The sequence below is a fragment of the Faucicola mancuniensis genome (assembly GCF_046523945.1).
In the GTDB taxonomy this organism is placed as follows: domain Bacteria; phylum Pseudomonadota; class Gammaproteobacteria; order Pseudomonadales; family Moraxellaceae; genus Faucicola; species Faucicola mancuniensis.
In genome coordinates this window covers 978,556-988,434 of the sequence record NZ_CP171363.1, presented here as the reverse complement: position 1 = coordinate 988,434, position 9,879 = coordinate 978,556, and the positions used below count along the sequence as shown (strand labels likewise).

Genomic DNA, 9,879 nt, shown 5'->3' with positions numbered 1-9,879 from the left:
TCAATGGTTGCCTCCCCATAACGCACACCTTGAACCAGTTTAGCACCCGCCGGTAACCCTTGGAGTACATAGCTTAATGCGTCTTGATCAAGGTCACTGACGTTCACGGGGATTGAGAGTTTTTAGCCAGCGACAGCTATCAGTTGACGTGGCATCGCAATGACAGGCGCCTCGGTTTCACTTTGTACCGTGACCACAAATGCGGTGCTGGTTTGCTGAGCGGCATTGCTATCACCATCGCCATCATCAGTGGCAGTTAAGCCTATGGTATAACTGCCGCGATCGCCAGCGCTTGGCGCTAAATGAATAACCCCTGATATCACACGACCTTTGGTCGTATTTTCCACCGAGGTTTGAGTAAAGCTGGCAAAGCGTGGCAGCCCTGATAAGGCTAAGTTAATGTCATTACCATCCAAGTCAATGACTGACACTGGGATATCGACAGCCTCACCGCGTTTCACCACCACGCTGTCAAGCTTGCCAAACACGGGGGCACGATTGGCATTATTCACTTGAATCGGTACAATCATTTTAGCAACCGCTGGCACCCCTGTACCGTCGCCATCGTCGGTTGCCGTTACTTCAACATAGTAAGTACCCGCTTGTTGATAGGTTGGTGTCCAGCTAATTTGTAGGGTTTCTGCATCAAAGCTTGCCCCCTCAGGTAAGCCTTTAATCTCGTAGCGAACCGTTGCCGGTACGTCGGTGCCATCTTCACTAACCGCAGGTTTGCCCTCAGCGAAACGCACTTTGGGCGTAAAGCTTGGGTTGTCTGGATCCATGGCAAAGGTGCTAATGCGCAGCGGTTGACCTTCCATGATTTGCCAAGGTTGATTGTCCATAAACACCGGCACGCCATTGGCATTGGCGACATCGAGTACCAAGGTTTGGCTGGCCACGGTGGTGACCGGACGACTGCCGTCCGCTGGTTGATAGGTGGCAATTAAACGAATCGGTAGCTCGGTTTTACCGTGCTGGGTAAAGCCCGGCGTCCAGCTTAACCAACCGGTTTGACGATCAAGTGTCATCCCTGCCGGCAATACATTGATGTAATACTCAAGGCTGACCGTGGTGCCATCGGCCTGCACCAACCCCCCTGGCATAAAGCCTGGCAATTGCATACCAAAGGCTTCGCCTTCACGTAAATTTTGGGTAGGCATCGCAGGCAACTGCGGTTTGGCATAGCCTTGGCTTACCTCAACGTTAAACACCTGCTTGCTGATGGTTTTGCCATCACTAGCAATAATTTCAATGTTGTTGTATTGACCTGCTTGATCATAGCTTGGCGTCCACGTTAAGGTACGCGTTGCCGCATCGTATTGCGCGCCATCGGGTAAGTTGTTAAAGCTGACGGTAATGACATCGCCGTCGGCATCACTGACCCCAATCGGTAAGGTGAGCGTGGTGTTTTCACCCAAGCGTACATTGCGTGGCTGGGTAATGACCACGGCATGGTTACCGCCCGTGACCGAAATATTAAAGCGTTTTAACGCCACGCCGCCACGGCTATCAATGACTTTAACCAAGATACTGGTATCTGCTAAATCTTGCGCCGTGGGGGTCCAATGTAAGGTGGCGATATTTTGATAGTCGCCTGTGCTCGTTGTACTGATTTGATCTGATTGGCTTAACGTCATGCCCAGTGGCGCATCCACCAATACCCAACTAAACGCTTGACCATCACTGTCCGTTGCCACTAAGTTCGCTTGCCACGCTTGATTGATTTGTGCTGCATTAAGCTCACTGCTGGTGCTGATGTCACTGACCGTTTGTGAGACACCCGCACTATCAACGACCGTGGTTGTGGTCATTGCCGCCATCGTAGGCGGTAGGTTGGCGTACGGTAAACCATACACTTGATGACTTAAAGTCGCTTTAATCAGTGTACCACCGGCTTGGCTGGTACTTAGGTCTTGGGGGCTGACCACGGTCACTGTGATATTTTTCAAGGTTTGACCCTGGGCAAGCTTGCCACCAGATTGTTTGAGTGCCGCGCTGGCATCGATCACCCATAGCCCCTGCTGTGCACCTGATAACGCATTGCCATCGATGCTGCCGCTAAAGTATTGACCGGGGTCAATGAGCGGCATGAGCGGCCCTTTTAAGTTATCCACCCCTAGGTTGGTGATATTCACATCATAGCTAATACTACCGGTTAAACGATCGGCTCGGGTGTTGCTAAAGTCGATTTTGAGTTGATTGGTCAAGTCGCTTACCGTGGTAAAGCCAACCACATACACGCCATCAAGGCGTACTTTCGCACGGCTGACCACGTTTGAGTCCACTTCTAAACGCCATTGATCAGAATTGAGGTTACCCAGCGTGAGAATGACCGATTTAGACCCTTCATCCCACGTGACTTGCGTTGGGTTAATCACTTGGCTACTACCACTGCTAACAGAGACTAAGCGATAGTTATTGGGGTTTAACACACTGCTTGGGTCTTGGCTGTCTTGACCATTGCTGCCTGTCCACATGCTTTGATCGAAGCTGACTGTGATTTGATTGACTGGTAAGGGTAGTAACGCACCATCCGCAATCGAGCTAGTAACGACTTTCGGCGCTTTAATCGGTGCCACTTCATCGACAAACCCGGTTTGCGCCACCAAGATACGCCCATCTTGCGTGGTCACCAATGCTTCTGCGCGCGTCCCCCCTTGAGCAACGCTGACAAGCTCACGGGTCGTTAAGTTAATCATCCACAGGTTGGCACTGTGACTGACCGCTGAACCTTGCGTCACCACATTGTCCGTTTGGCTACCAGCTATCAGTAGCCCGGCAAGTTCACTGCCGGTTTGACCAAAGGCGATACTGTCAATCACCCCTGATAGGCTGTATTCAAACTGGGCACGACCGATTTCTCGACCAGTCATTGGGAAGCTGACGATTTGGGTATGACCATACTGGCTATCAGTAATATCCTTCCCATCCCATTGTACGCCCCATAGACGACCATCGGGACCAAAGGCTAAGTCACGCACTTGATAGTTGCTAAAGTGCTGCCAAGCTTTGGTTTTATCCAACGCTTTTGGATCGTAAATTTCGATGCCATCACCGCTTGAGACATAGATTTTACCGGTTTGTGGTTCAATCGCCAGCGCATGGGTAAGCGGTGCATCATTGGTTAAAGTGACAGTGTCAATGAAGCTACCAGTTTGACTGTCAACCAGCAATAAGGCACGACCTGTCATGACCCACAGTTGACCCAAGGCATCTTGTGCCATGTCTAAAATCGGCTCATCTAGGCTAAATAATGGCTGAGTTTGATAACCGCCCTCTTTACCATTAAATTGATAAACGCTGTTACGTAATTCACCACCACTAACCAATAAGTTGCCATTGGCTAGCTGTACCATGGCACTGCTACCCATGGCCGCACTTTTTGCAAAGCCAGTGGCAAAGCCGCGTAAGCTAAACGGCGCTAGTATTGATTGTAAGTCATGTGTTTTGCTAAGGCCTGTTACCACTTTATCAGCGATAAACCCAGGCAAGCCTTTTTTCACTTCGGCAAATAACGTATTGCTCTCATAAGTGCGATCTCTAGGTGCCGTTGGGGTTTGGGCGGTTTGTACCAACTCCTCTTGTACACCAAGCTGCTCAAGTAAGCTGGCTTGACTACCATCATCCGGTAACACCGCATTGCTGATTTGAGCTTGCTCTTGGTTACCCGCTAAATCGGTTGCGATGCTTAAGAACTCATACTGGCTGCCGGCCTCTCCGGTAAATACCGCTTGGCCGTGATCGCCCATGACTTGTTTTTGCCAAATCTTGAAGTCGCCGCCATCTTTGGCAACATACACGGTAACATGTTTCACGCCACTGCCACTGTCGACCGCTTGCCATGTGACATCATAGCTCGGTACATCGCTCGTGCGTCGTGTGGTGGCAACGACACGGCTTTGTGGCGCAATTTTATCCAATCGATAGCTAATCGGTGCAGCCTCCACCGGGGTTTGGTTGTCAAAGAAGATACGCGCTTGACTGGTAATCACACCATCTTGCACCGCATCAATATGGTCACTGATACTGTAGTTGACAAATCCTGCGCCACCCTTTTCTAACAACGCTTTACTGTCGATATCAATCACATTGCCAGTGTTTGGATCGATACTGAATCAGCCAAGTGGTCACTCGGTTCACCGCATCTACCCCAGCACTCACGCGTAAGATAAAGCCTTTACTGGCCGTAAAGTCAAAGTCACCTTGGAACACGGCTTTATCACCCGGTAAGTGAACGTTGATATCTCCGATTTTAATGTCTTGCAAACGCAGACGATACGGATCTAGACTGTCATCGATCTGGCTGACCAAGCGAATTTGTTTTACGCCTTGTTCACTGGTATTGGTAAAATTAATTTGATAAGGCAGCGATACCCCACTTGGTAAGTAGCTGACCCCTTCGGTATTCGCCAGTGCTTTAGGTCCTTTGATACTCACCGTGCTGCCGGTGTTTTGCTGAGCTAGCTGCATTAAGTATTGGGTAAGGCTGAGCGCTTTAGGTCCAATCGGTCTAAATTCGTTATCTAATTGACCCGTGTGACGTAAGTACTCAAGCTCAGATCGGCTACCGGCATACACGTTAAAATCTAAGAAATAGGTGTCTTTTGCGGCATTTAAGTCAAATGACTCAGCCGTGGGTGATTTAAACACCGGCACTTCAACAAAGTTACTTTCTTGATCTTGACGGGATTCATAATAGTCAATAGGCGCCTTTTGTGCCTGTGGATCACCCGAGTAACGTGCCGTATCCCCATACCAAGCTTGTACTTTGGCAAAGAACGCCAGCAAATCTTGTTGGGTGGTGTATTCACTGCCCGCTTTACCTACTAGGATACCGGTGGCTAAGGTAGCAGTTAAACTCACCACCTTAACGTCGTTACGAATTGGTGGCGCTTCATTCTCTGGACGTAATAACCCTGCACTCTCAAGGGCCGCAAGCCACCCCATCTGCCACTGCGTTTGATCGGCAGCCAGTAGTTTTAACGCATCATTGGCGCCGCTATCGGCTAAAATGGCTTGACGCAGTTTTTCAGCGTGCGCTGTCTGATCAGCTATAAACTCCGCTCGGGTAATCGGCGTTGCACTACCAAACACATCAAATCTAAACGGTAATGATAGCAGCTCTTTTTTCGTCAGATTGGTTTTGGTGTCTTCATCAATGGTTAAGAATTTATGGGTTAAGCCACTGCTGATTTTATCTAAATCTTGGACGCCACCATCAAGTAAGCCTTGTTCTTTCCACTCTGGACGAATGGCATACAGCTTGTCGCGTAAGCCGGCAAAGTCTTGCGCTAACCACTCTTTTAACCCAGGGTAGGTCTGTACGTTAAAGGTCGCTCCCACAAAGCCGCCTGCGTTCATGTCAAAGGCGTAGCCTGGGGTTAAGTTATAGCCGCTAGTGTTTAACGCATTGTCAAGCGCTGCCCAAGGCACATCTTGACGTAGCTGCCCGGTTAATGGCGTTTGACCATATTGCTGGTTATTGGCAATATCCACCGCCTGACCATCAGGGCGCCCCGCGACGTTAGAGGCAAAGATGACATACGGTAGGGCTAAGCCTTCAATGAGATTCTCACTGTAGCCCATCTCGGTGCTACCAACGTCAAAGCGCACATACGGTGTATCCACGTTGGTTAGGCTTTGTAAGCTGACACTGTAGTCATTTTTATCCCCAGGCTCAAGGGTGCGACTACCGCCAATACCGATGGTGACATCTGGCTCAATCATGCGCTCAACCAAGTAGCGATACGCTTCGGTTACGGTATCACCATTGGGGTTTTTTACCACAACGTCATAAAGACCAAAGGGCACTTGGCGTAAGTCAAAGATGGCTCGGATATGGGTGGCATCGATAACCTGCCAACGTCGCATCCATTTCAAATACACCCGGACGGCTAATTTTTACCACCGCCCCTGCGGCAAAGTGGGTACCATAGATGTCCATGGTGACCCAGCGATGGGCATCATCACCACTACCGCCTTGGTCTGGGGTGACTTTGGTGATACTGAGCGGCATCGCTTGGGCTAATAAGGTAACTTGCGGTTGGGTAATCGGCTGTTCGTCTTTACCGGTGTCCCGTGCTTTCACTAAGATGTAGTAGTCACCGGCTTTGGTCGCTGGAATCAGGACAGTCTGGTTAGCGGATAACCCTTGGGTGTACGCCGCATCATAATTGTAGCCGTTTGGAATGTCACCGTAGCGCACGTATACTTCGTTATTGGCGATATTTGTTGCAGAATTCAGTAAGATACGTAAGGTTTTACCATCTTGGACATTTAATTTGTAGAGCTTGGTCTCGCCACTGACCAAGTTTAATTCTTGCGCCGTGCCTAATGTGATACTCGGCACCGTGACTGCCACGGTTGCCGCTGAACTGGTGACGTTATTAGCCTCTGCCGAATCGCTGATAAGACCGGTTTCAGTGTAGCGGATGTTACCTTCATATACTTCATTGTACGCATCTGGACGTACCACGATATGCCAGTTACCGTCTTTTAGCGGTGGAAGGGTGATTTTGACGGGTTTACCACTGGCGTCAATATAGCTTTTTAATGTAGCTTGGTATTCACTGCCGGCTGCTAAACCGCCTGTATGGGACACATGACCCAGTAGGATGTCACCTTTATCCCAGCTGTTGTCACTGGAGATATAAATGGCATCTGACCAGCTGCCATAAGCTTGGTTGTCAGACTGATTTTTAACGGTATAGGTGATGGCAATTTCATCGCCTACCTTGGCTGTGGTCGGTAGCTGAATGTCATTGACCACCAAGTCAGCCGGTGGTGGTAGGGTAATTAATATTGGTTGTTCAGCGGCGGTGTCATTGTTGGTATCGCCTTCAAATTCACGTACTTTACCCACCACATCATTGCCGGCATCAGTTACCACAAACACGTAGTAGTCCCCACTAAAGTCAATCGGTGCTTTAACCGATAAGCTGGCGTCATAGCTGCCATCTTTAGTCAGTCCACCTTGGTGTGCCACGTACCCTAAATAGGTGTCTTTACTGGTGTCTAAAAAGCGGTCTTTTGATAGGTAGACCTTATCAAACCAACCATACTGATCACTTGGCACATCGCCGCCTTTGTTGACCACCCGGTATTGAAGGTTAAATTGTTGACCGGCAATGACACCCGTGTCGGCCATGACGCTGACCACTTGTAAATCCGGGGGCGTGACATAGGTAATGGGCAGATCGACGACTTTGACATTATTGCCTTCATCAGCAAATTCCAGCACATTGTTGATATTTTCGGCCTTAATCGTATTAAGATCGGGACGAATCGTACTGGTAATGCCGTAATGTTCAGAGTCGTTTAAAAACTCGGTATCGGTTTTTAAAATCAGTTTGTAGTCACCACCGATATTGGTGGGCAATCTAAAGGTCGCAGTGTTCGTATAGCTTTCGCCTGGTTTTAAATGGACGGTTTTATCGCTATCCACACTGCTAACCGTAGTGACACGAGTTCTGGTATTGCGTTCAATCTCACTGCCACGGTCAACCAAGGCAAAGTCGGTTCTATCAAGCGCGTCATCTTTTGATAGATATAAACCATCTAACCAAAAGCCTGAGCGTGTTTCCCGCGTGCCTTGGTTTTTCACCGTCCATGTCACAGTAATCTCTTCCCCAGCTTTTGGGGTTGGGTTGGATAGTTTAATGTCTTCAAAGACTAAATCCGGCTCACGATAGGTGATATTAAGCTCACTGCGTTTGCTGTTGTTGCTATTTAACAGCCCTTCATAGACTGACCCGGTATAAGGTGAACCAAAGTTTTTACCACCAAAGTGGCTTAGCCCCTCGTCATTACGATTTGTCGGTGAAGTATTATTAAATTCTTTTTTAATCTTTACCTTGCCGTCACTATCGACACTGGCATCGGTGATCACAAACACATAGTATTTGCCATTACCGCCAATCGGTAGTTTAGCCTGAATGGTCGCCGTATAGCTTTCACCCGCTTTTAAGCCTTGGCTATTGTTGTGCTGATATTGACCAATGACTTGGTAGTGACCCTCAATCATCTCAGGGTATTTACTAATCACCACCACATCGTTCCAGTCAGGCGTACGACTCCAAACATCACCGCCTTGGTTGGTCACCGTCCAGCTAATCGGCGTTAATTCGCCTGAGAAGTTTTCAGGTTGGGTGGTAATAGTGGTAACTTGTAAGTCCGCTGGGGTACTGGTAACCAGCGTCTCTACCAAGGCTTGGTTATTCGCTTTGGTCAACTCAGTAATTGAATTAGTGGCACTTAATGAGGTATTGGTGCGCACAATTAAGTAGGTGGCATCAATGGAAGGCGATAATGTCACCGTCTGACTATTGCTATAGGTTTCTTGGTTACCCATGGCACGCTTTTGCTCATAACTGCCTAATAGCCATTTTTCTGTGGCTTTGGTGAGATCGGGATTATTACTTAACCAAACTTCATCCACCCACTGGTTAACCTTGCCGTTGGTTTTTTCCTCAAAGGCATCGGCAATGTTTTGTACGGTATAGCTAAAGCTAAATGTATTACCGGCTTGCACCTGTTTGTCTGCTGTTACCGCCACCACTTTTAAGTCCGGCGGTGTATAGCCTAGGATATTCACAGCTTTCGCCGCATAATTATTGTTGTCGAGCTCTTTAGGGTCATTTAAGTTAATATTTGACGCCAGCGTGTCTTCTAAGATGACATCGTAGTTGTCACTCCACACTTGGATATACCACTGACCTGATAAGGTACCTTCTGGAATCGTGGCTTGAATACTGCCTAGATAATCTTGACCCACCTCTAACTGCCCTTGGTGCGTGGTTTTACCCACCAAGATGTCGCCACGTTCTGGACGCGGACGGGTGGGGTCTTTGGTAAGCCATACCGTGTCTGTCCAGCTATCAATCGTGCTACTTAACCCTTGGGTTTTGGCTGAACCTTTATTAGCCACTTTATAGGTCACGTCAACCGTTGAACCATGGGCAATTTGCTCAGGGGCAACCACATCACTGGTGACTAAGTCGGCAAAGGGCACCGCGTCTACATGCAACTTTTTAGCGTAATAGTTATTATTCTCATTGGGGTATTCTTCGACAGCATGGCTGCTATCTGCCACCACAATCACATACACGTCTCCACGATAGCTTATCGGGATGTCAAGGGTGGTGCTTTGTGAACTATAACTTTCGGTTGGTGCTAGTACCACAGGGTTGCTGATACGGCTAATGAGTTTATCGTCCGCGCTGAACGTGCCATCAAGCGATAAGTAAACTGCATCTTGCCACTGCTTATTGGTGGCGATAGTGCCGGTATTAGCAACCACGAATTTTACCGTCGCTCGAGTGCCTGCCGTCACCGTTTCTGGGACTTCAACCTCAGTCACACGCAAGTCAGGGCGTGGCAGTAAGCTGACTGCCAGCGCGGTATCGGATTGTTTTTGGTTGTTTTTCGAGGCATCCGCATATTCGTATAACGAGCCCGTTTTATTGGTCACCACCTCAAGGCGCCATAGCCCTTCAAGTTTACTTGGCAAACGAATTTGCTCTTCACGGGTGTAGGTTTTACCTGCTTCTAAGTTCTCAGTGTATTGATAATTACCAAGACTGATACTTTGATTTGGATCATTAACCGAAACTAGTCTTACCTCATCTTGCCAAGTACCTGCCGCTTGTGCGTCGCCTTGGTTTTTTACTTGCCAACTAAATTGGATTAAATCGCCTTCATAAGCGCTCGATGGTAAGCTGATTTGGCTCACTACCAAGTCAGGGGTCGGTGATAGACTAATCGGTAAGCTAATTTGCGACGCATTGTTGTCGCCATGGGTAAATTCAAACGGACCGCCGGTTTTTACCTGCAGGGTATAGTCACCGGTAAGCCCATTGGGTAAGGTCACGCTAATCGTAT

3 protein-coding genes are annotated in these 9,879 nt (G+C 48.5%); all 3 read right to left on the bottom strand.

Going from position 1 to position 9,879, the window contains the following annotated elements:
* Positions 1–122: 122 nt before the first annotated feature.
* The 3 genes from ACGTJS_RS04910 to ACGTJS_RS04900 are packed head-to-tail and all read right to left on the bottom strand — an operon-like array spanning position 123 to position 9,736.
* Entirely contained in the window at positions 123–4,088 is a 3,966-nt protein-coding gene (locus ACGTJS_RS04910; protein WP_410472992.1) for a putative Ig domain-containing protein, read from the bottom strand.
* The gene (locus ACGTJS_RS04905) at positions 4,081–5,871 is read right to left on the bottom strand and encodes a hypothetical protein (protein WP_410472991.1); all 1,791 of its coding nucleotides are present in this window, start codon (positions 5,869–5,871) and stop codon (positions 4,081–4,083) included. Before ACGTJS_RS04905 ends, ACGTJS_RS04910 begins: the two co-directional genes overlap by 8 nt.
* On the bottom strand, positions 5,822–9,736 hold the full coding sequence (locus ACGTJS_RS04900; RefSeq protein ID WP_410472990.1) for a CARDB domain-containing protein: 3,915 nt from the start codon (positions 9,734–9,736) through the stop codon (positions 5,822–5,824). Before ACGTJS_RS04900 ends, ACGTJS_RS04905 begins: the two co-directional genes overlap by 50 nt.
* Between the last annotated feature and the right edge of the window lie 143 nt (positions 9,737–9,879).